20 protein-coding genes are annotated in these 23322 nt (G+C 72.8%); 7 read left to right on the forward strand and 13 right to left on the reverse strand.

Annotated features, from left to right (window positions below):
• Positions 1-14: 14 nt before the first annotated feature.
• The 4 genes from DCW30_RS20615 to DCW30_RS20630 form a co-directional block, all read right to left on the reverse strand.
• A complete protein-coding gene (locus DCW30_RS20615; RefSeq protein WP_076687053.1) occupies positions 15-1313 on the reverse strand; it encodes an HAD family hydrolase in 1299 nt (432 codons plus the stop codon).
• A gap of 66 nt (positions 1314-1379) precedes the next feature.
• Positions 1380-2162, reverse strand: coding sequence for a 3-oxoacyl-ACP reductase (locus DCW30_RS20620; protein WP_062780074.1), 783 nt, complete (start codon positions 2160-2162; stop codon positions 1380-1382).
• Between the two features lie 5 nt (positions 2163-2167).
• Positions 2168-3583 carry an aldehyde dehydrogenase family protein gene (locus DCW30_RS20625; RefSeq protein WP_079250188.1) on the reverse strand — a complete coding sequence of 472 codons (1416 nt, stop codon included), beginning with the start codon at positions 3581-3583 and terminating at the stop codon, positions 2168-2170.
• 15 nt (positions 3584-3598) lie between these two features.
• Positions 3599-5008, reverse strand: coding sequence for a glutamine synthetase family protein (locus DCW30_RS20630; protein ID WP_076687052.1), 1410 nt, complete (start codon positions 5006-5008; stop codon positions 3599-3601).
• A 75-nt stretch (positions 5009-5083) separates the two neighbouring features.
• On the opposite strand from DCW30_RS20630, the gene DCW30_RS20635 reads away from it, so the two are divergent.
• From DCW30_RS20635 to DCW30_RS20645, 3 genes are all read left to right on the forward strand, one after another.
• Positions 5084-5893 (forward strand): FadR/GntR family transcriptional regulator, encoded by an 810-nt coding sequence (locus DCW30_RS20635; protein ID WP_232626636.1) that lies wholly within the window; start codon positions 5084-5086, stop codon positions 5891-5893.
• 154 nt (positions 5894-6047) lie between these two features.
• Entirely contained in the window at positions 6048-7523 is a 1476-nt protein-coding gene (gene eat, locus DCW30_RS20640) for an ethanolamine permease (RefSeq protein WP_076687051.1), read from the forward strand.
• A gap of 67 nt (positions 7524-7590) precedes the next feature.
• The gene (locus DCW30_RS20645; RefSeq protein WP_076687050.1) at positions 7591-8274 is read left to right on the forward strand and encodes a gamma-glutamyl-gamma-aminobutyrate hydrolase family protein; all 684 of its coding nucleotides are present in this window, start codon (positions 7591-7593) and stop codon (positions 8272-8274) included.
• On the opposite strand, the gene DCW30_RS20650 is transcribed toward DCW30_RS20645, so the two are convergent.
• A complete protein-coding gene (locus DCW30_RS20650; protein WP_076689514.1) occupies positions 8258-9208 on the reverse strand; it encodes a phosphotransferase family protein in 951 nt (316 codons plus the stop codon). The two genes, DCW30_RS20645 and DCW30_RS20650, sit on opposite strands and share 17 nt — an antisense overlap.
• Positions 9209-9397: 189 nt before the next feature.
• Entirely contained in the window at positions 9398-10363 is a 966-nt protein-coding gene (locus DCW30_RS20655) for a LysR family transcriptional regulator (RefSeq protein WP_076687049.1), read from the reverse strand.
• A 70-nt stretch (positions 10364-10433) separates the two neighbouring features.
• Here DCW30_RS20655 and DCW30_RS20660 point away from each other — a divergent pair, with 70 nt between their 5' ends.
• Positions 10434-11576, forward strand: a complete 1143-nt coding sequence (locus DCW30_RS20660) for a TDT family transporter (protein WP_076687048.1) — start codon at positions 10434-10436, stop codon at positions 11574-11576.
• Here the strand turns inward: DCW30_RS20660 and DCW30_RS20665 are convergent.
• The 5 genes from DCW30_RS20665 to DCW30_RS20685 form a co-directional block, all read right to left on the reverse strand.
• Positions 11545-12279: a helical backbone metal receptor gene (locus DCW30_RS20665; protein WP_076687047.1), complete on the reverse strand. Its 735-nt coding sequence runs from the start codon at positions 12277-12279 to the stop codon at positions 11545-11547. The two genes, DCW30_RS20660 and DCW30_RS20665, sit on opposite strands and share 32 nt — an antisense overlap.
• Position 12280: 1 nt before the next feature.
• Entirely contained in the window at positions 12281-12856 is a 576-nt protein-coding gene (locus DCW30_RS20670; protein ID WP_062780067.1) for a helix-turn-helix domain-containing protein, read from the reverse strand.
• Positions 12857-13010: 154 nt separating this feature from the next.
• Positions 13011-14006 (reverse strand): hypothetical protein, encoded by a 996-nt coding sequence (locus tag DCW30_RS20675; RefSeq protein WP_076687046.1) that lies wholly within the window; start codon positions 14004-14006, stop codon positions 13011-13013.
• Positions 14007-14180: 174 nt separating this feature from the next.
• Entirely contained in the window at positions 14181-16790 is a 2610-nt protein-coding gene (locus DCW30_RS20680; protein ID WP_076687045.1) for an ABC transporter permease/substrate binding protein, read from the reverse strand.
• Positions 16783-17916, reverse strand: a complete 1134-nt coding sequence (locus DCW30_RS20685) for a quaternary amine ABC transporter ATP-binding protein (RefSeq protein ID WP_076689512.1) — start codon at positions 17914-17916, stop codon at positions 16783-16785. Before DCW30_RS20685 ends, DCW30_RS20680 begins: the two co-directional genes overlap by 8 nt.
• 268 nt (positions 17917-18184) lie before the next feature.
• On the opposite strand from DCW30_RS20685, the gene DCW30_RS20690 reads away from it, so the two are divergent.
• Entirely contained in the window at positions 18185-19132 is a 948-nt protein-coding gene (locus DCW30_RS20690) for a 5'-3' exonuclease (RefSeq protein WP_241743539.1), read from the forward strand.
• A 42-nt stretch (positions 19133-19174) separates the two neighbouring features.
• Entirely contained in the window at positions 19175-20011 is an 837-nt protein-coding gene (locus DCW30_RS20695; RefSeq protein WP_076687043.1) for a siderophore-interacting protein, read from the forward strand.
• A 147-nt stretch (positions 20012-20158) separates the two neighbouring features.
• Here DCW30_RS20695 and DCW30_RS20700 read toward each other — a convergent pair whose 3' ends face one another.
• Entirely contained in the window at positions 20159-20752 is a 594-nt protein-coding gene (locus DCW30_RS20700) for a GNAT family N-acetyltransferase (protein ID WP_076687042.1), read from the reverse strand.
• 101 nt (positions 20753-20853) lie between these two features.
• Here DCW30_RS20700 and DCW30_RS20705 point away from each other — a divergent pair, with 101 nt between their 5' ends.
• Positions 20854-21810: an RluA family pseudouridine synthase gene (locus tag DCW30_RS20705; protein WP_076687041.1), complete on the forward strand. Its 957-nt coding sequence runs from the start codon at positions 20854-20856 to the stop codon at positions 21808-21810.
• On the opposite strand, the gene DCW30_RS20710 is transcribed toward DCW30_RS20705, so the two are convergent.
• Entirely contained in the window at positions 21791-23272 is a 1482-nt protein-coding gene (locus tag DCW30_RS20710; protein WP_076687040.1) for a cytochrome P450, read from the reverse strand. The genes DCW30_RS20705 and DCW30_RS20710 overlap by 20 nt on opposite strands.
• Positions 23273-23322: the final 50 nt, after the last annotated feature.

Genomic DNA, 23322 nt, shown 5'->3' on the forward strand with positions numbered 1-23322 from the left:
ACGTGGCGCGGAGGTCAGTACACCGAGTCCCGCTGGTCGGGCACGACCGAGCCGTCGGCGTGCCGGACCGGGCCCTTGGCGCCGTCGTGTTCGTTGTACGCGGCGGTGGAGCACGGGTAGGCGCCGGACTTGCGCGGCAGCGGCTCGATGAACATCGGGTTCACGACCCAGCGGCCGTCGGCGTTGTCGTACGCGCGGCACATGAACTCGGCCTTGTTGCGGTTGAGCACGAGGTGCGCGCCGGTGGCGTCGCCGACGAAGGTCACGTCGGTGTCGGCGTCACCGCCGCCGAGCGCGATGCGGTGGGCGCGGTCCTGCTTCTGCCAGGCCGCCTCGCCCTTGACGCCGTAGATCTCCTGGTTGATCCAGCACCGCTTGCCGTCGATGTACGGGATGGCCTCGCCCTTGTTGGCGGGCACTCCCCCGCAGCCCTGGTTCCAGGTCGTGATGCGGCCACGGCGGTCCAGGACGGAACGGATGGCGACGGTGTGGGCGCGGTCGATGCCCACGCTCCTCGACCAGACCTCGGTGACCGGCTCGGAACCCGCCGAGACGATGTAGACGTCGAACCCGGCCTTCTTGAGGGTGCGGATCAGGTCGCGCTGCTGGTCGTAGTAGCGCACGTAGCCGGGGATCTCGTGGGTGCCGACGGTCTGCGTGGCGCCGACGGGGGCGGCGAGCGCCTCCTTGCGGGCCTTCGCGGCGTACGACTCCAGTTCGGGGACGGTGTGCCCGGCGAAGATCTGCGGTACCCAGGCGTACTGCGGGACGGTGTGGCGGTGGTCCCACGTCCCGGCGAAGGCGGCGGCGCCGCTCATCGTCCTGCCGTCCTCGCGAATCTCGAAGATCTCGTCCGCGCAGTCGGTGTCGGTGGACGTGGGCAGCGGCGCGCCGACGGGGACCTTCGTGCCGCAGGCCTTGGTGAGCGCGCGGTGCGCGGCGTCGGTCATCCACTTGCTGGTGGACTTCCAGCTCTTGGGGCGCAGGATCTTGTCGTGCCGAAGCGACCAGGCGATGGTCGCGTCGGTCACGTCGTTCTTGGTGATGGTGTTGTCCCAGTCGAAGGCGGCGACCGGGCGCTTCCCGCCGTGTCCGAGGTGGGGGTGCGCGCAGCGCCCGCGCTCGTCGATCATCCGCTGGAGCTTGGCCCGGTTGTCACCGTGCCACTTCAGTTTCTTCGAGAGCTGCGGGCAGTGCGCCGCGGTGGTACGGGAGTTCGCGGGCGTGGCGGCGGCCGCGGAGGATGCTGCGGGCACGGCCGCCAGGGAGGCGGCCGTGGCGAGCGTCAGCGCCACAAGGTGTCTGGTACGCATGTGAGTGGACCGTACATCAGTCTTGTGCGGGTGACGATGTGCCGGCCTCGCGCACCGGGTCTCCGGCTACAGCGGGGTCACGTACGCCCCGGAGATGCCGCCGTCCACGAGGAAGTCGGTGGCGTTGACGAACGAGGAGTCGTCGCTGGCGAGGAACGCCACCGCGGCGGCCAGCTCGTCGGCCTCGGCGAAGCGGCCCACCGGGATGTGCACGAGGCGGCGCGCGGCGCGCTCGGGGTCCTTGGCGAACAGCTCCTGGAGCAGCGGGGTGTTGACCGGCCCCGGGCAGAGCGCGTTGACGCGGATGCCCTCGCGGGCGAACTGCACGCCGAGTTCGCGGGACATGGCGAGGACGCCGCCCTTGGACGCGGTGTAGGAGATCTGCGAGGTCGCGGCGCCCATCCGCGCCACGAACGAGGCGGTGTTGATGATGGAGCCCTTGCCCTGGCGGCGCATGTAGGGGATGGCCGCCTTGCAGCACAGGTAGACGGAGGTGAGGTTGACCTCCTGGACGCGCTTCCATGCCTCGATGCCGGTGTCGAGGATGGAGTCGTCGTCGGGCGGTGAGATGCCCGCGTTGTTGAAGGCGACGTCGACGGAGCCGTAGGTGTCGAAGGCCGCCTTGAAGAGGGCGTCGACCTGCTCGGCGTCGGTGACGTCGACCCGGACGAAGAGCCCGCCGACCTCCTCGGCGGCCTTCTTGCCCGCGGCCTCGTCGATGTCGCCGCAGACGACGTGGGCGCCCTCGGAGGCGAGGCGGCGCGCCGTGGCGAGCCCGATGCCGCTGCCGGCGCCGGTGATGACGGCGGTGCGGCCCACCAGGCGGCGGCAGATGGTCTGGTCGGTCATGTGGCTCAGGCCTCCGTGGTCTCGGCGCGCTCGGTCTGCTCGGTCTGCTCGGTGTTCTCGGTGTTCTCGGGCTGCTCGGTGCTGATGAAGACGTTCTTGGTCTCCGTGAAGGCGTGCAGGGCGTCCGGGCCGAGCTCGCGGCCGAGGCCGGACTGCTTGTAGCCGCCGAAGGGGGTCCAGTAGCGGACGCTGGAGTGCGAGTTGACGGACAGGTTCCCCGCCCTGACCGCCTGCGAGACGCGGAGCGCTCGGCCCACGTCACGGGTCCAGATGGAGCCGGAGAGGCCGTAGTCGGTGGCGTTGGCCAGACGTACGGCGTCGGCCTCGTCGTCGAAGGGGATGACGACGGCGACGGGGCCGAAGACCTCCTCCGTCGCCACCGGGGCCGCGGGGTCGACGTCGGTGAGCAGCGTCGGCGGGAACCAGAAGCCGGGACCTTCCGGGGCCGTGCCGTGGATGCCGTCGCCGGGGGTGACGTAGGACCGGACGCGGTCGAGCTGGGTCCGGGAGATCAGCGGACCCATCTGGGTCTTCTCGTCGGACGGGTCGCCCACGACGACGGACTCGACCGCGGGCGCCACGATCTCCACGAAGCGGTCGTACACCGAGCGCTGCACCAGGACGCGGGTGCGGGCGCAGCAGTCCTGGCCGGAGTTGTCCAGGTACGACATGGGCGTGGCGAGGGCCGCCGCCTCCACGTCGGCGTCGGCGAAGACGATGTTCGGGCTCTTGCCGCCGAGTTCGAGGGTCAGCCGCTTCACCCGGTCCGCGCACCCGGCCATGATCTGCTTGCCGACGCGGGTGGAGCCGGTGAACACGATCTTGGCCACGCCGGGGTGCTCGACCAGCGCCGCGCCGGCGACGCCGCCGTCACCGGGCAGCACCTGGAAGAGGCCTTCGGGAAGGCCCGCCTCCAGGGCGAGTTCGGCGAGGCGCAGCGCGGTGAGCGGCGTCGTCTCGGCCGGTTTGAGGATCACCGCGTTGCCCGCCGCGAGGGCGGGGGCCGTGCCCCACGCGGCGATCGGCATCGGGAAGTTCCACGGGGCGATGACGCCCACGACGCCGAGGGGTTCGAGGACGGTGACGTTCAGGCCGCCGGGTACGGGGATCTGCCGGCCGCTCAGCCGCTCGGCTCCCCCGGCCGAGAAGTCGAGGAGGTCGCGGACGTTGCCTGCCTCCCAGCGGGCGTTGCCGATGAGGTGGCCCGCCTCGCGCACCTCCAGGCGCGCCAGGTCCTCGAGGTGGTCGTCGACCCGGGCGGCGAAGCGGCGCAGGAGCCTGGCCCGGTCGGCGGGGGCTGCGGCGGCCCACCGTTCCTGGGCCCACGCGGCACGGGCGACGGCGACGTCGACGTCCTGCGCGGTGGCGGCGGGGATGGTCGCGACGACCTCTTCGGTCGCCGGATTGAGTACCTGCAGCACGGTGTTCCTCACCTCTCACATGCGTTCGAAGGAGCGGCGGAGCTCCCAGTCGGTCACCGCGGAGTCGAAGGCGTCCAGCTCGACCCGCGCCATGTTGCGGTAGTGCGCGACGACCTCGTCGCCGAAGGCGGCCTTCGCGATGGGGCTGTTGTCCCAGAGCTCGGCGGCCTCGCGCAGGGTGGTGGGGACGTGCGCGTACTCACCGGCATAGGCGTTGCCCGTGCACTCCTCGGGCAGTTCGAGCTGCTGCTCCACGCCGTACAGGCCGGCCGCGACGAGGCCGGCGACCGCGAGGTAGGGGTTCACGTCGCCGCCGGGCAGCCGGTTCTCGAAGCGCAGGGAGCGGCCGTGGCCGACGACGCGCAGGGCGCAGGTGCGGTTGTCCTGGCCCCAGGCGACGGCGGTGGGGGCGAAGGAGCCCGGCCTGAACCGCTTGTAGGAGTTGATGTGGGGCGCGTAGAGCAGGGAGAAGTCGCGCAGCGCGGCGAGCTGGCCCGCGAGGAAGTGCCGCATGAGGGGCGACATGCCTCCCCCAAGCTCTCGGCTCCGCTCGAGCAGGGGGGACCCCCATGGGTCGTCCGCGGTGCCCGCCATGGCGTTGGCGCCGTCGGCGTCCTGGAGCGAGAGGTGGATGTGGCAGGAGTTGCCCTCGCGCTCGTTGAACTTGGCCATGAAGGTGAGCGAGACGCCCTCCTGGGCCGCGATCTCCTTGGCGCCGGTCTTGTATATGGCGTGCTGGTCGCAGGTGACGAGGGCTTCGTCGTAGCGGAACACGATCTCGTGCTGGCCGGGGTTGCACTCGCCCTTGGCGGACTCCACGACGAGGCCGGCCGCCGCCATCTCGTTGCGGATGCGGCGCAGGAGGGGTTCGACGCGTCCGGTGCCGAGGACCGAGTAGTCGATGTTGTACTGGTTGGCCGGGGTCAGGCCCTTGTACCCGGCGTCCCACGCCTGCTCGTAGGTGTCCTTGAAGACGATGAACTCCAGCTCGGTGCCCACATGGGCGGTGAGGCCGAGTCCGGCGAGGCGGTCGAGCTGGCGGCGCAGGATCTGGCGCGGCGCGGCGACCACGGGCGAGCCGTCGTTCCAGGCGAGGTCCGCGATGAGCATCGCCGTCCCCTCGTTCCAGGGGACCCGGCGCAGGGTGGCGGGGTCGGCGTGCATGGCGAAGTCGCCGTAGCCGCGGTCCCACGAGGACATCGCGTATCCGTCGACGGTGTTCATCTCCGTGTCGACGGCGAGGAGGTAGTTGCAGCCCTCCGTGCCGTGTTCGAGGACCTCGTCGAGGAAGAAGCGGGCGGCGAACCGCTTGCCCTGGAGCCGCCCCTGCATGTCGGGGAAGGCCAGGACGACAGTGTCGATCTCGCCGCTCGCGACGAGGGCCTTGAGCTCCTCGACGGCGAGCGGGGGTGTGCGGTCTGCCACGGGAAGAGCCTCCTTGGGTCAGCCGAGGGCCATAAGGTATTGCGGAGAACCTTTGCTTGGGAAGGGGGTGCGGGCATGTCGCACACGGAAGAGGGCATCCGGCCCGCGCGGGGCGGACGGGGCACGGGGGACGCGCGGAGTGCGGGAGGCGCGCGGGGTGCGCCGAACACCCGGGACGACGACCGGCTGACCCCGGTGCTGCGTCCGGTGCGCGCCGGCAACGGCTTCGAGGAGGCCCTGGAGCAGATCCTCCAGGTGGTACGCCTCGGTCTGGTGCCCGGCGGCGAGCGCCTGCCCTCGGAGCGGGAGCTCGCCGACCGCCTCGGCATCAGCCGCGTCACGCTGCGCGAGGTCCTGAAGGTGCTCCAGGACCAGGGCCTCGTCGAGTCGCGGCGCGGGCGGTACGGCGGCACCTTCGTGCGCAGGCGACCGGAGGCGGCCGGCGAGGACGAACTGCGCCGCAGGGTCGCGCACGTGGACGTCGAGGACGCGCTGCGCTTCCGCGAGGTGCTCGAAGTGGGCGCGGCCGGGCTCTGCGCGGCGCACGGCCTCGACGCGGGGCAGGCGGACCGGCTGCGGGACGCGCTGGCGCGCACGCACGACGCGCCGCTGGCGGAGTACCGCCGCCTGGACACCCTGCTGCACCTGACGCTCGCCGAGCTGTGCGGGTCGCCGACGCTGGCCGCGCAGTACGCGGCGGTGCGGGCGACCGTGAACGACCTCCTGGACTGCATCCCGCTGCTGGTGCGGAACCTGGAGCACTCCCAGCGCCAGCACACCGCGCTCGTGGAGGCGGTGCTCGACGGGGACGCGGACGGGGCGCGGGAGATGATGCGCGAGCACTGCGCGGGTACGGCGGCGCTTTTGCGGGGATTCTTGACGTGAGGGTCGCCGGGGCGGCCGGACACGGCGGGCGTGACGGGCCCCGCGTCGCCGACGGAGTGGCGCACGGGTCTTGCCATCCCCCATGGGGGCCCGCAAAGGTATGGCTCCGTTCCATTGAGTCGTCCGCCGCAGTGCCGCCGCTAGGAGCCGTGCCATGACCGTGGAGTCCTCCGGACCGAGCCCCGCCGAACCACGTCCCGCTGAGCCGGGCCCCGCCGGCCCCGGGGACGACTACCTGGAGCGCAGGACGCTCCGCCGGGGCAACGCGGGCTGGGTGCTGCTCACCGGCCTCGGCGTCGCCTACGTCGTCTCCGGCGACTACTCCGGCTGGAACTCGGGCCTCGCGGAAGGGGGCTTCGGCGGCCTCGGCATCGCCATGGCGCTGATGGGCGTGATGTACGCCTGCATGGTCTTCTCGCTGGCCGAGCTCTCCTCCGTACTGCCCACGGCCGGCGGCGGCTACGGCTTCGCGCGCCGGGCGCTCGGCCCCCTGGGCGGCTTCCTGACCGGCACGGCCATCCTCATCGAGTACATCCTGGCGCCCGCCGCGATCTCCATCTTCATCGGCGACTACGTGGAGTCGCTCGGCCTCTTCGGGCTGACCTCGGGCTGGCCGGTCCACCTCGCCTGCTTCGTCGTCTTCATCGGCATCCACCTCTGGGGCGTCGGCGAGGCGCTGCGGTTCAGCTTCGTCGTGACCGGCATCGCGGTGGTGGCGCTGCTCGTCTTCGCGGTCGGCGCGTTCACGGAGTTCGACGCCTCCCGCCTCGACGACATCCCCGTGGACGCGGACGCCTTCGGCGCCAACTCGTGGCTGCCGCTGGGGCTGCTCGGCATCTGGGCGGCGTTCCCGTTCGGCATGTGGTTCTTCCTCGGGGTCGAAGGGGTGCCGCTGGCCGCCGAGGAGACCAAGGACCCGGCGCGCACGCTGCCGAAGGCGATCCGCTGGTCCCTGTGCATCCTGGTCCTCCTCGCCCTGCTGACCTTCTTCGCCGCGGCGGGCGCGCGCGGCTCGGCGGCCATCCAGTCGGCGGGCAACCCGCTGGTCGAGGCGTTGCAGCCGGACGGCGAGGCGACCGGTCTGAGCCGCGTCGTCAACTACGCCGGGCTCGCGGGCCTGGTGGCCTCCTTCTTCTCCCTCATCTACGCGGGCTCCCGCCAGCTCTTCGCGCTCTCCCGGGCCGGCTACCTGCCCCGCTTCCTCTCGCTCACCAGCAGCCGCAAGGCCCCCTACCTCGGCCTGCTCGTCCCCGGCGCGATCGGCTTCGGGCTCGCGGCGGCCACCGGGGACGGGGCCAGGATGCTGAACGTCGCGGTGTTCGGCGCCACTATCAGCTACGCCCTGATGTCGCTCTCGCACATCGTCCTGCGCCGCCGCGAGCCGGACCTCGCACGGCCCTACCGCACCCCCGGCGGCGTCCTCACCTCCTCCGTCGCCCTCGTCCTCGCCTGCGCGGCGCTGGTCGCCACGTTCCTGGTGGACGTGACGGCGGCGTTCATCGCGCTCGGTGTGTACGGGGTCGCCATCGCCTACTTCGGCCTCTACAGCCGCAAGCACCTGGTGGCCCGCGCCCCCGAGGAGGAGTTCGCCGCCCTTGCCGCGGCCGAGGCGGAGCTGGCACGCGACTGACCGCCGCGCGGACACAGGGAACGGGCGTAGACACGGGAACGGCACGCATCCGAGGAGACGGGACGCAGTGAACAGGCCACTGATCGGAATCAGCACCTACTGGGAGCAGAAGGCGAGCTGGGGGGTGTGGGAGCTGCCCGCGGCCCTGCTGCCCGCCGGATATCCCCTCCTGGTGCAGTCGGCGGGCGGCCTCGCCGCAATGCTGCCGCCGGACGGCCCGGAGCGCGCCGCGGCAACCGTCGCCCGGCTCGACGGCCTGGTGATCGCGGGCGGCCCCGACGTCGACCCCGCGTGCTACGGCGCCGAGCGCGAGGAGCGCACGGGCCCGCCCGCGCACCGGCGGGACGCGTGGGAACTCGCCCTGATCGACGCGGCGCTGCGGTCGGGGACGCCCCTGCTCGGCATCTGCCGGGGCATGCAGCTGATGAACGTGGCGCTGGGCGGGACGCTGGTGCAGCACCTGGAGGGACACTCGGAGAAGGTGGGCGCGTTCGGCACGCACGCGGTCATGCCGGTCATGGGCACCCTCTACGCGTCGATCGCCCCCGAGGCCACCACGGGCGTCCCGACCTACCACCACCAGGCGGTGGACCGCCTCGGCAGGGACCTCGTCGTCTCGGCCCACTCCGACGACGGCACCCCCGAGGCCATCGAACTCCCCCGTCCCGCGTGGGCGCTCGGCGTCCAGTGGCACCCGGAGATGGGCGACGACACGCGGGTGATGGAAGCTCTGGTCAGAGCCGCTTCCTGAGCCAGGCGACGGCGGCCGTGCCCTGGGCGCCCTGGAAGGCGCGCAGGGTCGGCAGCCCCGGCGGTCCCGGCAGCGAGGCCTGCCGCACGAAGTATCCGGCGAGGGCGGCGAGCACGGCGGTGACGCCCTCGGGGTCGGCGGCCCGTCCCGAGGGCCGTGCGGTGAAGACGTCCTCGGGGTCGGGGCCGCCCTGGGCGCGCACGCACGGCAGCATGATCAGCAGGTCGAGCCAGGGAGCGCCGCGCACGGCGTGCGGCCAGTCGACGAAGACGACCCGGCCGTCGGCGGTGACCAGCATGTTGTCCGCGCGGAGGTCGCCGTGGACGAGGGTCTCCCCCGCGGCGTGCTCCGCCCAGGGCTCCGCCAGTCCGGCCAGCGTCCGGAGGTTGGCGCGGACCCAGGGGTCGAGCCGGTCGTCGTCCTCGGCGCCCGCCTCGATCAGCTTGTGCCAGCCCCGGAAGTGTCCGGCCTTCGCCTCGGCGACGGACGGGGCGTCGTAGGGCGCGGGCGTCAGGACGCGGCCGAGGGCGTCCACGGCGTCGAGCACCCGCCCGAACTCCTCGGCACGCCACGGCAGTCGCGGCTGGCGCCCATCGACGTCCTCGAAGGCGAGCGCGACCCAGGTGCCGTCGTCGTACGAGGTGAGGAGCCGGGGCGCGGGCACGGTGTCCGGCAGGGCGGCGGAGCAGCGGGCCTCGGCGCGGTGCATCCGGGGGCTCGCGGCGTTGGTCTCGGCGCTGACGGCCTTGACGAAGGCGCGCCGCCCGTCCGCGAGCCGCACGCGCGCGGCGACCCCCGGCGAGAACCCGCCGTGCTGCGTCACCGCGTCCACGACACCCGCCCCCAGTCCGGTCTCCAGCCCGTCCCGCACGGACGCGGGGAGCTGGTGCCAGGGGGTGCGGACGCCGGTGGCCGGAGGCGCGAGCGGATGCATGCGGTCCATGGTGAGGGCCTGACGGCTTCCGCCGCCAGGCATTTACCGCCGCATAAGACCGCGCGCCGACCGCCATGAGGCCTCGCACCGACCGCCATGAGGCCTCGCACCGGTCGCCCGCACCCCCCGTACGCGGCGGACCGGCCTCCCGTGAGGACGCGGACGAGCCGGCGGAGGGGTGGCCGCCGCTCACGCCCCGCGCGTACCGGTGCCGCCGCGCGTCAGTGACAGCAGGTCGCGCCCCGGGCCCGCGGGGCGGTGCCCCGTCGGCCAGACGGCCCTGAGTTCCCTGCGCAGGCGCATGTCCCGCAGGGGGATCTCCACCAGGCGGCGGGCCGCGAGCTCCTCGCCCACCGCCAGCTCGCTCAGCACCGAGGGGCCCGCGCCGCTGACCGCCGACGCCTTGACCGCCGTGGTGGAGGAGAGTTCGATCAGCGGGCGGGCGAGGCCGCCGAGCGCCGCGTCGAGCACTTGGCGGGTGCCGGAGCCCTCCTCGCGGAGGATCAGCGGCGTGGCCGCGAGCTCGGCCGGGTCGAGCGGCTTGTCGCGGCGCGCCCACGGGTGCGAGGGGGCCGCCACCACCACCAGGCGATCGTGCGCGATGACCACCTCGTCGAGGCCGCCCGGCACGGTGAGCCCCTCGACGAAGCCGAGGTCCGCCTCGCCCGCGAGCAGCCGGGAGGCGACGGCGGCGGAGTTGCCCGCGAGGAGCGACACCGCCGTGTCGGGCCGCTGGGTGCGCAGGGCGATGAGCCAGCCCGGCAGCAGATACTCGGCGATGGTCATGCTGGCCGCCACCCTGAGCCGCGAGTCCCGCCGGTCGCGCAGCGCCTGCGCCCCCGCGTCGAAGGCCTCCGCGGCCTCCACGATCCGCCCCGCCCAGTCGGTCACCAGGGCCCCCGCGTCGGTGAGGCGCGAGCCGCGCGGCGACCGGTCGACGAGGGCCACGCCGAGCTGCCGCTCCATCGCGCGGACCCTGCTGCTCGCGGCGGGCTGGGTGATGCCCAGCTCCCGCGCGGCCCGCCCGAGGCTGCCGAGGCGGGCCACGGCGAGCAGGAGCTGGAGCGCCCCGAGGTCGGGCACCCGGTGGGCGAGCGAGGCAGCCGACGAGGCGGGGTCGAAGGGGCGGGACGGCGGCACGGGGGACGAGCTCATAAAGCCAGCTTATGTGCTCATAGGAGGGTGACTCCTGGTGACGTCCCCCGCCCCGCACGAGGGTGGAGCCATGGTCACCGCCCTCCCCCCGTCACGGACCGCCTCCCGCGCCACGGCCCCGAGCCCGCTCCCCGAAGCCGCCGTCCGCCTGCCGGGCGTCCGTCATCTCGGGCCCAACTGGTACGCGTGCGTCATGGGCACCGCCGTCGTCGCCACCGCGGGCGTCGCCCTGCCCCACCGGCTACCCGGGCTGCGCACCGCCTGCACGGCCGTCTGGGCGCTCGCGCTGGTGATGCTCGCCGTCCTGCTCGCCGCCCGCGCCGCGCACTGGCTCCGCCACCGCGACCAGGCCCGCGCCCACCTCCTCGACCCGGCCGTCGCCCCGTTCTACGGCTGTCTGTCCATGGCCCTGCTCGCGGTCGGCGCGGGCGCGCCGGCCGTGGGCGCGGACTGGCTGGGCTCCGGCGCGGCCCTCGCGCTCGACGCCGTCCTGTTCACCCTCGGCACGGCCATCGGCCTCACCGCCGCCGTTGTCGTGCCGTATCTGATGGTGGTCCGGCACCGCATCACCGCCGACCAGGCGTCGCCGGTCTGGCTGCTGCCCGTGGTCGCGCCGATGGTGTCGGCCGCCGCAGGCCCGGCGCTCGTCCCGCACCTGCCCGCGGACCAGGCGCAGCAGACGCTGCTGTACGCCTGCTGCGCGATGTTCGGCCTGAGCCTGCTCGCCACGCTGGTGATGCTGCCGGTGATCTTCGCCCGTCTGGTGACCGCGGGCCCGCTGCCGACCGCCCTCACCCCCACGCTCTTCCTGGTGCTCGGCCCCCTGGGGCAGTCGACGACCGCCGCCGGGAAGTTCGCGGACGCCGCGCCCGGCGTGCTGCCCGCCCCGCTCGACCGCGGCTTCCTCGTCTTCGCCGTGCTCTACGGAGTGCCCGTGCTCGGCTTCGCCCTGCTCTGGCTGGCCCTCGCGGCGGCCATGGTGCTGCGCGCCCGGCGGCACGGCATGGGCTTCGCGATGACCTGGTGGGCGTTCACCTTCCCCGTCGGCACCTGTGTGACCGGGGCCGAGGGCCTCGCGCGCCACACCGGGCTCGCCGCCTACGACTGGCTCGCGACCGGTCTCTTCGCCGCCCTCGTCGCCGCCTGCGCGGTGGCGCTCACGCACACCCTGCGCGGTCTCCTCAACGGCTCGCTGCTCGCAGCGCCGCGCTGAGCACCGCGGGCGCCGCCGCCAGCGAGGGCCCGTACCAGGTGAGGTGCCGGCCGCTGACCAGGGCGATCGCGCGGGCCTCGGGGAACGCCTCGGGGCCGTCGTCGGGCGTGAAGCGGTACGGCTCGTCGGGCAGCACCAGCAGGTCCAGGTCCGGGCTCCGCAGTTCCTCGATTCCGACCCTCGGGTAGCGCTCGGCATGAGCGGCGTACGCGTTGTCGACGCCGAGGCGCGCCAGGACGTCGCCCGCGAACGTGTCACGGCCGAGGACCATCCAGGGCCGCCGCCAGACGGGGACGGCCGCCCTCGACCGGGCCGCCGGGGGCGGGAGCGCCCGCCACGCGGTCTCGGCCTCGCCGAGCCAGCGGGGGCGTTCCGCGCCGCAGGCCGCGAGGACCCGCTCCAGCTCCGCGAAGGCCTGGGGCAGCGTGCGTACCTCGGTCACCAGGACCTCGACGCCCGCCGCCCGCAGCGCCGCCAGGTCGGGGGCGCGGTTCTCCTCTTCGTTGGCGATCACCAGGTCGGGCGCGAGGGCCGCGATCCGGGGCACGTCGGGGTTCTTCGTGCCGCCCACCCGGGCGACGTCGAGGTCCGCCGGGTGGGTGCACCAGTCGGTCGCCCCGACCAGCGCCCCCGGCACGGTGACGGCGACGGCCTCGGTCAGCGAGGGCACCAGGGAGACCACTCGCGGCGAGCGGCGCGGCACGTCAGCGCCCCCCGTCGTCCACCGCCTCGATGTGGTCCCCGACGGCGACCACCAGGACCCGGGTGTCCGGCACGGTGGCCCGCCACCGGTGGCGCACACCACCGGTGAGGAACAGGGAGTCGCCGCGCCCGAGCCGGTGGGCGCGGCCCTCCGCCTCCATCTCCACGGCGCCCTCGATCACGTACATCAACTCGTCGTTGCGGTGCTGGAATTCGCGGCCCTCGTCGTGGTCGCCGATGAATTCCAGGGCGTGCAGCTGGTGGTGGCCGCGCGCCAGTTCCCGCACGCGCGCCTCGGGGGTGGAGTGGTCCAGGTCGGTGTCGTCGTGGGCGCGCACGACCTCGACGGTGCGGGCCGGGTCGGCGGCGGCGAGGAGTTCCACGTCGGTGGTGCACAGGGCGTCGGCGACCCGTTGCAGGGAGCGCATGCTGGGCCGGGCGCGCTCGTTCTCGATCTGGCTGAGGAACGGCACCGAGAGGCCGCTGCGCTCGGCGACGACGGCGAGGGTCAGTTCGAGCTGTCGGCGGCGGCGCCGCACGGCCGAGCCCACCCGGAGGGTCTCCTTGTGCTCGTCCATCGCCTCGGCTCCCTTCGGCGCATCGGTCCACTCCGAACCCTGATGAGGGGTTGTCTGCACCCTACGCATGTTCGCCGGACGGTTCTGCCCCGTTGCCGGGACCGCCCGTCCCCCGTCTTCCGCCGCGCGTGCCGAAAAGCTCCGTGCGCCGACCCTACGTCCCGAGTCCGCGCCAGTAGAGCAGCTGTCCTGACTCGCCGGGGGCGGCGCCCTCACGGGGCACGAACACGCTCATGAGGAGAGCCGGTGCGCCCCGCGGCCCGGTCAGCAGGGTGGCGGAGGGGTTGGCGAAGGCGCGGCTGCCCCCGTGGGTGCGGATGTCCAGGCGGTCGGCGCGTCCACTCGGGGGATCGTAGGCGTACGTGGCCCAGCTCCCGAAGTCCCCGCGCCGCCCCTGTCCCTCCACGAGGACCACCCGCCGCCCGCCGAGTTCCACCGGCGCGCGGTCGCCGATGTTGCCGCTGTTGCCCCGGGACCGCACGGCCCGGTCGAGCCGCCGGTCGGGTTCGGCGTGCCAGTGGCGGAAGCCGGTGAGCGTGGCCGTCAGCTGACGGTCGGTGTCGCAGCCCGCGCGGTAGTGCCCGGTGAGGTGGACGGTCGCGCCGCGCACGGCGGTGATGCTGGGGGTGCCCTCGGCGCAGCGCGACAGGGTGAGCGGCGCGTCGAAGGAGTGCCGGGCGCGGCCGGTGAGCAGCGCCGCGACATCCTCGTACGCGCGTACGGCGATGTGGTTGCGCGGGTCCTTCTCGACGGCGAGGACGTAGCCGCCGCGGCCGTCGTGGGCGAGGGAGGCCTGGTGGGTGCCGGGGCCGAAGTCGTGCCGGCGCTGCCAGTGGCGCAGGTCGGTGGAGGTGGCGACGGCCGCGTGGAAGCGGCCGTCGGCCAGGAGCGTGTGGTAGACGGCGAGGTAGCGGCCGTCCTGCGCCTGCTCGATCTGCGCGGCGTCCATGGTGCGTCCGGTGTGGTCGCGTACGTCGTAGCGGTGCCCGTCGGCGGCGGTGACGTCCTCCGCGAGCGCGGCGAGGCGGGCGGTGGAAGCGGAGGCGGGGGCGGCGTCGGCCCGCGCGAGCTGGGCGACGAGCAGGGAGGCGGCCAGGGCGAGGGCGGCGGCGATGTGGAGGCGGGCCGTGCCCGGCTGCCGAGCGGTCACGGCGGGTCTCACGTTCGGTGGTTCTGTCCGGTGGTTCTGCGGGTGGGCGGTGGGGTCTGTCCCGGAGGGTGCAGGCCCCGTCGACCCTAGGCGCCGGGGCGGCCCACGGGAACGCCGCGAGGGGTGGGCTTCGCCACAGGGCGATGCCCACCCCTCGCGGAGTGACCGGGTGACCTACGTCGCGGAGGTCATCTTCTCCTCGAAGCCCGGGTTCTTCTTCAGCCAGGCGTCGACGGCCTCGGGCTCGTTGTTCTTGCCCGCCTTGTTGATCTCGTTCTCCAGGCTCGCCAGCTCCTGCTCGCTCATCTTGAAGTTCTTGAGCCACTTCGTGAGCTGCGGGTACTGGCTCGGGAAGTCCTTGCCGGAGAGGGTGCGGATCGTGTTGCCCTTGCCGAAGCCGCCCTTGGGGTCCTCCAGCTTGGTGAGCTTGTACTCGCTGTAGGCCCAGTGCGGCGACCAGAGCAGGACCGCGATCGGCTCCTTCTTGGCATACGCGGCCTTCAGCTCGGTGAGCATCGCCGGGGTGGAGCCCGCGGCGATCTCGTACTCGTCCTCCAGGCCGTAGCCGGGCAGGACCTTGTCCTTGAGCGCCTGCATCACGCCGGTGCCCGGCTCGATGCCGATGATCTTGCCCTTGAACTTGTCGCCCTTGCCCTTGAGGTCGGCGAGCGACTTCACGTCCTTGACGTAGGACGGGACGGCGACCTCAAGGGAGGTGGGGCTGTACCAGGAACCGAGGTCCTTCAGGTTCGCCTTGTTCTTGTCCCAGTACGACTTCTGGGCCGTGGGCAGCCAGGCGTCGAGGTTGAGGTCGATGTCGCCCTGCGCGAGACCGGTGTAGGCCGGGCCCACATCAGCAGGCGTCAGCTCCATCTTGTAGCCGCGCTTCTCCAGGACGCGCTTCCACAGGTTGGTGACGGCGATGTTCTCGTCCCAGGCGAAGTACGCGGCCTTCAGCGGACGCTTCTTCTCCTCGCCGCCGGTGTTCTTCGGCAGCGGGGCCAGCTCGTCGACGACCTTCGGGTTGTCCTTCAGCCAGGTGCGGACGGCTTCCTGCTGCTTGCCCTTGCCGGCCTTGTTGATCTCCGCCTCGAGGCTGGTGAGCTGCTTCTCCTCCATCGAGAAGTCCTTCAGCCACTCGGCGACGCGCGGGTTCTCCTCCGAGAAGCCCTTGCGCGCCAGCGAGTGCACGCCGTCGCCCTTGCCCCAGGCGCCCTTCGGGTCCTTGAGCTTCTTCAGCTTGAAGTCGTTGTACGCCCAGTGCGGCGACCAGAGCGGGACGACGATCGGTTCCTTCTTCGCGTACGCCGCCTTCAGCTCGGACAGCATCGCGGTGGTGGAGCCGTCGACGACCTTGTACTCCTTGTCGAGGCCGTACTCCTTGAGGATCTTGCTCTTCAGGAGCTGCATCTCACCGGCGCTCGGCTCGATGCCGATGATCTTGCCGCCGAACGTGTCGCCCTTGCCCTTGAGGTCGGCGAGCGAGTCGACGCCGTCCATGTAGGCGGGGACGGTCAGCTCCAGGGACGTCTGGTCGTACCAGGACCCGAGGTCCTCCAGCTTGTCGCCGTACTTCTTCATGTACGTGGCGTGCGTCGTCGGCAGCCAGGAGTCCGTCTGGAAGTCGACGTCGCCCTGGGCGAGCGAGGTGTAGAGCGGCCCCGCGTCGAGGAGGCTGGCGTTCACCTTGAAGCCGCGCTGCTCCAGGATCTCCTTCCAGAGGAAGGTGGAGGCGATGCCCTCGTCCCAGTTGATGTAGCCGATGTTGATTTCCTTGCCCTGGCCGACGTTCTCGGAGTCGGCCACGGACTCGGTCTTGTCACCGCTGAAGATGCCCATGCCGCCCGCGACGAGCGCGAGGACGACGACGCCGACCGCCGCGACGACGGGCCGGGGGCGGTAGTTCCACAGGTTCAGGCCCTGCGCGGCCCGCAGCTTGGCGAGCGCGCGGCGGCCGAGCGGGGAGACCTGTCCGCCCAGGCCGCTGGTGACGCGGTCCAGGTAGATGGCGAGGATCACGATGGAGACGCCCGCCTCCGCGCCGAGACCGACGTCGAGCTGGCCGATGGCCGCGTTGACGTCGGCGCCGAGGCCCGGGGTGCCGACCATGCCGGTCAGGGCCGCCATGGACAGGCCCAGCATGATGACCTGGTTGACACCGGCCATGATCGTCGGCAGCGCGAGCGGCAGCTGGACGCGGAAGAGGGTGTTGCGGGGCGTGGTGCCGAACGCGTCGGCGGCCTCGACCAGCTCTTTGTCGACCTGCCGGATGCCCAGCTCGGTCATGCGCACACCGGGGGCGAGCGCGAAGACGATCGTGGCGACGATGCCCGCGGGGGCGCCCATCCGGAAGAACAGCAGCGCCGGGATGAGGTAGATCATCGCGGGCAGCGTCTGCATGAAGTCGAGGACGGGCCTGACGATGCCGCTGACCGTCTTGGAGCGCGCCGCCCAGATGCCCACGGGCACCGCGATGACCAGCGCCACGAAGGTCGAGACGAGCACCAGGGACAGCGTCATCATCGCGTTGTCCCACAGTTCGAGGGAGACGATGAACGCGAAGCCCGCGAAGGACAGGACGCCGCCGGCCACGCCGCGCAGCCAGAAGGCGATGACGGCGAGGATGCCCGCCATCAGCAGCGGCTCGGGGGCGGAGAGGACGTCGTAGACGCCGTCCCACATGTTCTGGAAGAGGGTCTTGATGAAGTCGAACAGCCAGTCCATGTGGGTTCTGAGCCACTCGACCGAGTCATTGACCCAGTCACCGAAGGGAATCCTAGGCACCGCTGCTCACCTTGCCCACGCTCTTGCCGCCGTCCTGCGCGCTCTCGCCCGCCGTGTCCGCACCGGGGGCGTCCGCGTCCCGCGGCTCCGACCCGGGCTCCGACTCCATCGGCTCGCCGAGCACGGCGAGCAGCCGGGAGCGCGGCACGACCCCGACGAGCGTGCCGTCCCCGTCGGTCACCGCCACCGGCGCCTCACTGGTGGAGCAGGGCGTGAACAGCTCGATGATGGGGGTGTCCTCGGTGACCGTCGCGGGCGCGTCGGCCCGCACGAAGCCGTCCTCGGGGTCGGCCATGATGGCGCCCGCCGTGAGGACCCGGGAGCGGTCGACGTCCTGCGTGAACGAGGCGACGTACTCGTTGGCCGGGGTGACCAGGATGTCCTCGGAGGTGCCGATCTGGACGATGCGGCCGTCGCGCATGACGGCTATCTGGTCGCCCAGGCGCATGGCCTCGTTCAGGTCGTGGGTGATGAAGACGATGGTCTTCTTCAGCCGCTTCTGGAGCACCAGGAGCTGGTCCTGCATGTCGCGGCGGATCAGCGGGTCGAGCGCGCTGAACGACTCGTCCATGAGGAGCAGGTCGGCGTCGGTGGCGAGCGCGCGGGCCAGGCCCACGCGCTGCTGCATGCCGCCGGACAGCTCGTCGGGCCAGGACTTCTCCCAGCCCTTGAGCCCTGCCAGCTCCAGCGCCTCGGTGGCGCGCTTCTCGCGCTCGGCGCGCGGGACGCCCTGCACCTCCAGGCCGTAGCCGGCGTTCTCCAGGACGCTGCGGTGCGGGAAGAGCGCGAAGTGCTGGAAGACCATGCTGATCTTCTTGGAGCGCACCTCGCGCATCTCGCGGGCGCTCAGCTCGGTGAGGTCCTGGCCGTCGAAGCGGACGTGACCGGCCGTCGGCTCCGACAGCCCGTTGAGCATGCGCAGCAACGTGGACTTGCCGGATCCGGAGAGACCCATGACGACGAAGATCTGGCCCGGCTCGACCTCGAAGGAGGCGTCGATCACCGCGGCTGTGGTGCCGTCGGCGCGCAGCTCCTCCCGGTCGGCTCCGTGGCGGAGTTTCTCCACCGCGTCATCGGGTCGTCTGCCGAACACCTTGTACAAGCGCTCGGCCTGAAGCCTGGACACATACACCTCTCGGGTTGAACCAAGACGGCCCGCCTCCCCCGCCGGCGGGCCGTGGAGCGTGATGGCTTCGGGCCACTTACCCGATCGAATAGTTGAAAGTGCGACCGGCCCCGCTCCGGCTGCGCGCCTGCCCAGACTGGTTCAGGCCAAACTAAAGAGTGACCCAGCTCACACATGTTGCGCTCTCGGCACCAGCAGCCGTCATGCGCAACGCCCGCCCTTCCCCTCGCCTCCGCCGTCCGGGCGGCTGTCGGCGCCGTGCGGCATGATGCGCAACGTGACTCAGCGAACACGGCGCCTCATGCTGCTCGACACGGCCTCCCTGTACTTCCGGGCGTACTTCGGCGTGCCGGAATCCGTGAAGGCCCCGGACGGCACCCCGGTCAACGCGGTGCGCGGGCTCCTCGACTTCATCGCCCGCCTCATCCAGGACCACCGCCCGGACGACCTGGTCGCGTGCATGGACGCGGACTGGCGCCCGGACTGGCGGGTCCGGCTCATCCCCTCGTACAAGGCGCACCGCGTCGCCGAGGAGACGGAGCGGGGGCCGGACGCCGAGGAGGTCCCCGACACGCTCGCGCCCCAGGTGCCGGTGATCGAGGACGTCCTCGACGCGCTCGGCATCGCGCGCGTGGGCGTGGCGTCGTACGAGGCGGACGACGTGATCGGCACCTTCACCGCCCGTGCGACGGGCCCGGTCGACATCGTCACCGGCGACCGCGACCTCTACCAGCTGGTGGACGACGAGCGGGGCGTCCGCGTGCTCTACCCCCTCAAGGGCGTCGGCGCCCTCCAGCTCACGGACGAGGCGTGGCTGCGCGGGAAGTACGGCGTGGACGGCTCCGGCTATGTCGACCTCGCCCTGCTCCGCGGCGACCCGAGCGACGGCCTGCCCGGCGTGCCCGGCATCGGCGAGAAGACGGCGGCGAAGCTCCTGGACGCCTTCGGCGACCTGGCCGGGATCATGGCCGCGGTCGACGACCCGACGTCGAAGCTGACGCCGTCGCAGCGCAAGCGGCTCGACGAGTCACGGGCGTACGTGGCGGTCGCGCCGAAGGTCGTCCGGGTCGCTGACGACGTGCCGCTGCCCGAGGTCGACGTGGCGCTCCCCCGCGAACCGCGCGACCCCGCCTCGCTCGACGCGCTGGCGGAGCAGTGGAACCTGGGTGGCTCGCTCCAGCGCCTGGTCAGCACGCTGCACAGCCGAGAGTGTTAGCTTAGGTAAACCTAAGTAGCTGTTGAAGGGGAGGCCGTCGCCATGGCAGAACGTCCGGCACGCAAAGCACCGAAGGCTCACGTCGGACGCGTCGTGCGCTCCGAGCGGCTGACCCCGCACATGCAGCGCGTCGTCCTCGGCGGTGACGGCCTCGCCGAGTTCACGGCGGGGGACTGCACCGATCACTACGTGAAACTGCTCTTCGACGCCGAGGGCGTCACCTATCCCGAGCCGTTCGACATGCAGCGCGTCAGGGAGGAGTTCCCGCGCGAGCAGTGGCCGGTGACCCGCACGTACACGGTGCGCCGCTGGGACGCCGAGGCCGGTGAGCTGACGGTCGACTTCGTGGTCCACGGCGACGAGGGCCTAGCGGGGCCGTGGGCGCGCGACGCCAGGCCCGGTGACACGATCCGCTTCCTCGGCCCCGGTGGCGCCTACGCCCCCGAGGCCGACGCGGCCTGGCATCTGCTCGCCGGCGACGAGAGCGCCCTGCCCGCGATCGCCGCCGCGGCAGAGGCGCTGCCCGCCGGCGCGACCGCGCATGTCTTCGTGGAGGTCGAGGGCCCCGAGGAGGAGCAGAAGATCGAGACGGACGTCCCGGTGGTCTGGCTCCACCGCGCGGGCCGCCCGGTCGGCCGGGCCCTGGTCGAGGCGGTGCGCGCCCTGGAGTTCCCCGAAGGCGCCCCGCAGGCCTTCGTCCACGGCGAGGCGGGCTTCGTGAAGGAGCTCCGCCGCCACCTCCGCGTGGAGCGCGAGATCCCCCGCGACAATCTCTCGATCTCCGGCTACTGGCGCCTCGGCCACAACGAGGACGGCTGGCAGGCGTCGAAGCGGGAGTGGAACGCCCAGGTGGAGGCGGAGCAGGAGCAGACGGCGTAACGCCGCGGACGTCGGCGGAGGGAGGCGGTCATCCCACTCCGGGGTGACCGCCTCCCGGCGTACGAGGCACCCGTGCGGGGCGCCCACGGCGGCCCCCGGGTACGGGCATGGCCCCCGGGTACGCACACGGCACGGCCCCGCCGCCCCTCAGCCCTCTACGCCCGGCCCCGCGATCCGGGCGTGCAGGTGCATGTCGTGCCAGCCGTCCTCGTGCAGCACCGCGCTCCGCTTCGTGCCCTCCGCCGGGAAGCCGGACTTCGTCGCCACCCGGCAGGACGCCTCGTTGGCCGTCGCGTGGGTCAGCTCCAGGCGGTGCAGGCCCACCTCGTCGAAGGCCCAGCGGGACAGGGTCTCCACGGCGCTCGTGGCGACCCCGCGCCCCCGGGCCGCCGGCACCGTCCAGTACGCGACCTCCGCCTGTCCGTCGGCGAGGACGATGAGCCGCAGGGCGATCCTGCCCACCAGGGCGTCCGTCCCCGCGTCGGCTATCGCCCAGTACGCGTCGCGCTCCCCCGCCCAGGCCGCGCGCCACTCCTCGATCCAGCCGCGCGCCTCGCTCTCGGAGTCGGCCACGCGCGCGTGCCAGCGCTGCAACGCGGGGTCCTGGAACGCCTCGTACACCGAGAGTGCGTCCGTGGGCCGCCAGGGGCGGATGACGAGCCCGCCGGGGGCGGGGAGCACCGGCTGCTCCCGGTGGGCGAGGGTGCCGGGGGCGACCACGTCGGGGATCTTGGAGGGCATGGCCCCATCGTGGCAGCGGCGGCGGGCGGAGGGCAGTGAATTTCCTTCCCGGGGCCACGACCGCCGGAAGGCACTCCGGCCGGGCTTACGCTGGCCCCCTGATGAGACGCAAGCCCCGCATCCCGCCCGCCCCGCTGCCCCAGCGCGCCGGCGTCGACCCCGTCCGGGTCAGGCTGCCGCAGGACGGGCCGTGGCCGACCGTCCGCGACCACCTGGTCGAACGCCTCGCGGCGGGACCCGGCGTCATCGACGCGATGGTGCGGGAGGGAAGGATCGTCGGCGCCGACGGGACGGCCGTCACCCGTGCCACCCCCTACGCGCCGGGCGCCTACGTGTGGTTCCACCGCGACCTGCCCGCCGAGGCGCCCGTGCCGTTCGCGATCGACGTCGTCCACCGGGACGAGCACATCGTGGTCGTGGACAAGCCGCACTTCCTCGCCACCATGCCCCGCGGCGGCCACGTCACGCAGACCGCCCTCGCCCGCCTGCGCGAGCAGCTCGGCATCCCGGCGCTCGGCGTCGCGCACCGCCTCGACCGGCTGACCGCCGGACTGCTCCTGTGCACCGTGCGTTCCAAGGAGCGCGGCGCCTACCAGACCCTGTTCAGCGGCCGGCGCGTGCACAAGGAGTACGAGGCCGTGGCCCCGTACTCCCCCGACGTGCCGCTCCCCCGCACCGTACGCAGCCACATCGTGAAGGAGCGCGGGGTCATCGCCGCGTACGAGGTGGCGGGCGCCGAGCCGAACAGCGAGAGCCATGTCGAACTCGTCGAGCGCCGCGGCGCCCTCGGCCGCTACCGGCTCACCCCGCACACCGGCCGCACCCACCAGCTCCGCGTCCATATGAACGCGCTGGGCCTGCCGATCCTCGGCGACCCCCTCTACCCGGAGGTCGCCGCCCCGGCCGCGCCGGACGACTTCCGGCGGCCACTCCAGCTCCTGGCGCGCGTCCTCGCGTTCACCGACCCGGTCACGGGCGTCGCACACCGCTTCGTGAGCGGGCGGACGCTGGGCGCCTGGTCGGCGTACGACGACTGGGCTAGCCCCGCCACCAGGTGACGAACCGCTGCCAGGACCCCTTGGGCGCGGCCGGCGCGGCCGACCCGGCCACGGGGGCCGGCGCGCGGTCGGCCGGCTCCCGCGGCGGGACCGGGGCGGCGGGCGGCCGGACCGGCGGCGAGGAGACGTGCCAGTCGCCGCGCGGCCTCGGGGCGTTCGGGGCCGGCCGGGCCATGACGTCCTGCGGCGGCCTGGGCGCGAAGTGCACCGGCAGCTCCACCAGGTGCCGCGAGAGGATCGTCGACCTCCACCGCAACTGGCTCTCGTCGATGGAGAGTTCGACGTCCGGCAGCCGCAGCAGGAGCGCGTCGACGCCGATGTCGGCGATGGCGCGGCCGATGTCCTGGCCGGGGCACTCGTGCGGCCCGCCGCTGAACGCGAGGTGCGAGCGATTGCCCCGCATGTTGGCGGCGAGGTCGGGGCGTACGACCGGGTCGACGTTGCCCGGCGCGATGCCGAGGATCAGCCCGTCGCCCGCCCTGATCCGCTGCCCGCCCAGCTGGGTGTCCTGCTTGGCGAAGTAGCCGACCATGGCGCTGAAGGGCGGCTCGTCCCACAGGGACTGCTCGACCGCCTCGGGGACCGTCATCTGCCCGCCGCTGAGCTGGGCGCGGAAGCGGGGGTCGGTGAGGACCATCCGCAGGACGTTGGCGAGGAGGTTGGCGGTGGCCTCGTAGGAGGCGATGAGGACCAGGCGCAGATGGGCGGCGACCTCGTCGTCGGTGAGCTCCGCCGGGTGCGCGATGAGGCTGCTGGTGAAGTCCTCCTCCAGCTGGGCGCGCCGCCGCGCCACGAGGCCCATCAGGACCTCCATGACGTAGGCGTTGCTGGCGATGGCCGTCTCGGTGCCCTTGATCATGTCGCGGGCCGACTGCACCATCCGCTCGTTGTACTCCTCGGGCATGCCGAGGACGTGGCACATCACCATCATGGGCAGATGCTCGGCGAACCGGCTGACCAGGTCCGCCTGGCCGTCCTGGCAGATGTCGTTGAGCAGCAGGTTCGTGTAGCGGTTGATGTAGCGCCTGATGCCGCGGTGGTCGATGTTCGCCATGGCGCCGGTGACCGCGCCGCGCATCCGCTGGTGCTCGGCGCCCTCGGCGAAGCTGCACATGGGCTGCCAGGTGAAGACGGGCGCGAGCGGGTGGTCGGGGCCCGCGCTGCCGTCGCGGACGGCGCGCCAGATGCGCGAGTCGCGGGTGTACTGCGAGGGCGTGCGGACCATGTGGAGGTTCTCGCTGTGCCCGAGGACCACCCAGATGGGGACGTCGTTGTGGAGCAGGACGGGCGCCACCGGGCCGTGCTCGGCCCGCAGCTTCTCGTACAGTCCTGCCAGGTCGGCCTCCGCCTCGGGGCCGTGGAGGCGGCGCACGCCGCCGGGGCCGAGGCCGTGGGCGGGGCAGCCGGGCGGGGGCGCCAGGGGGTCGTCGGTGCCCGGCCAGGGGGGTTGGGGAGTCGTCACGGTCGTCGCTCCGGGTTTCGCATCGAGGGGTTCCGGGATAACGGGGGCAG

Origin of the sequence: Streptomyces alfalfae, from assembly GCF_004127445.1 — a bacterium.
Taxonomy (GTDB): Bacteria; Actinomycetota; Actinomycetes; order Streptomycetales; family Streptomycetaceae; genus Streptomyces; species Streptomyces alfalfae.

Excerpts from the sequence above, each read along its gene's own strand:
- DCW30_RS20615 (WP_076687053.1), bottom strand. The coding sequence starts at position 1,313 with ATGCGTACCAGACACCTTGTGGCGCTGACGCTCGCCACGGCCGCCTCC.
- DCW30_RS20620 (WP_062780074.1), bottom strand. The coding sequence starts at position 2,162 with ATGACCGACCAGACCATCTGCCGCCGCCTGGTGGGCCGCACCGCCGTC.
- DCW30_RS20635 (WP_232626636.1), top strand. The coding sequence starts at position 5,084 with ATGTCGCACACGGAAGAGGGCATCCGGCCCGCGCGGGGCGGACGGGGC.
- eat (WP_076687051.1), top strand. The coding sequence starts at position 6,048 with ATGACCGTGGAGTCCTCCGGACCGAGCCCCGCCGAACCACGTCCCGCT.
- DCW30_RS20650 (WP_076689514.1), bottom strand. The coding sequence starts at position 9,208 with ATGCATCCGCTCGCGCCTCCGGCCACCGGCGTCCGCACCCCCTGGCAC.
- DCW30_RS20655 (WP_076687049.1), bottom strand. The coding sequence starts at position 10,363 with ATGAGCTCGTCCCCCGTGCCGCCGTCCCGCCCCTTCGACCCCGCCTCG.
- DCW30_RS20660 (WP_076687048.1), top strand. The coding sequence starts at position 10,434 with ATGGTCACCGCCCTCCCCCCGTCACGGACCGCCTCCCGCGCCACGGCC.
- DCW30_RS20670 (WP_062780067.1), bottom strand. The coding sequence starts at position 12,856 with ATGGACGAGCACAAGGAGACCCTCCGGGTGGGCTCGGCCGTGCGGCGC.
- DCW30_RS20690 (WP_241743539.1), top strand. The coding sequence starts at position 18,185 with ATGCGCAACGTGACTCAGCGAACACGGCGCCTCATGCTGCTCGACACG.
- DCW30_RS20695 (WP_076687043.1), top strand. The coding sequence starts at position 19,175 with ATGGCAGAACGTCCGGCACGCAAAGCACCGAAGGCTCACGTCGGACGC.
- DCW30_RS20700 (WP_076687042.1), bottom strand. The coding sequence starts at position 20,752 with ATGCCCTCCAAGATCCCCGACGTGGTCGCCCCCGGCACCCTCGCCCAC.
- DCW30_RS20705 (WP_076687041.1), top strand. The coding sequence starts at position 20,854 with ATGAGACGCAAGCCCCGCATCCCGCCCGCCCCGCTGCCCCAGCGCGCC.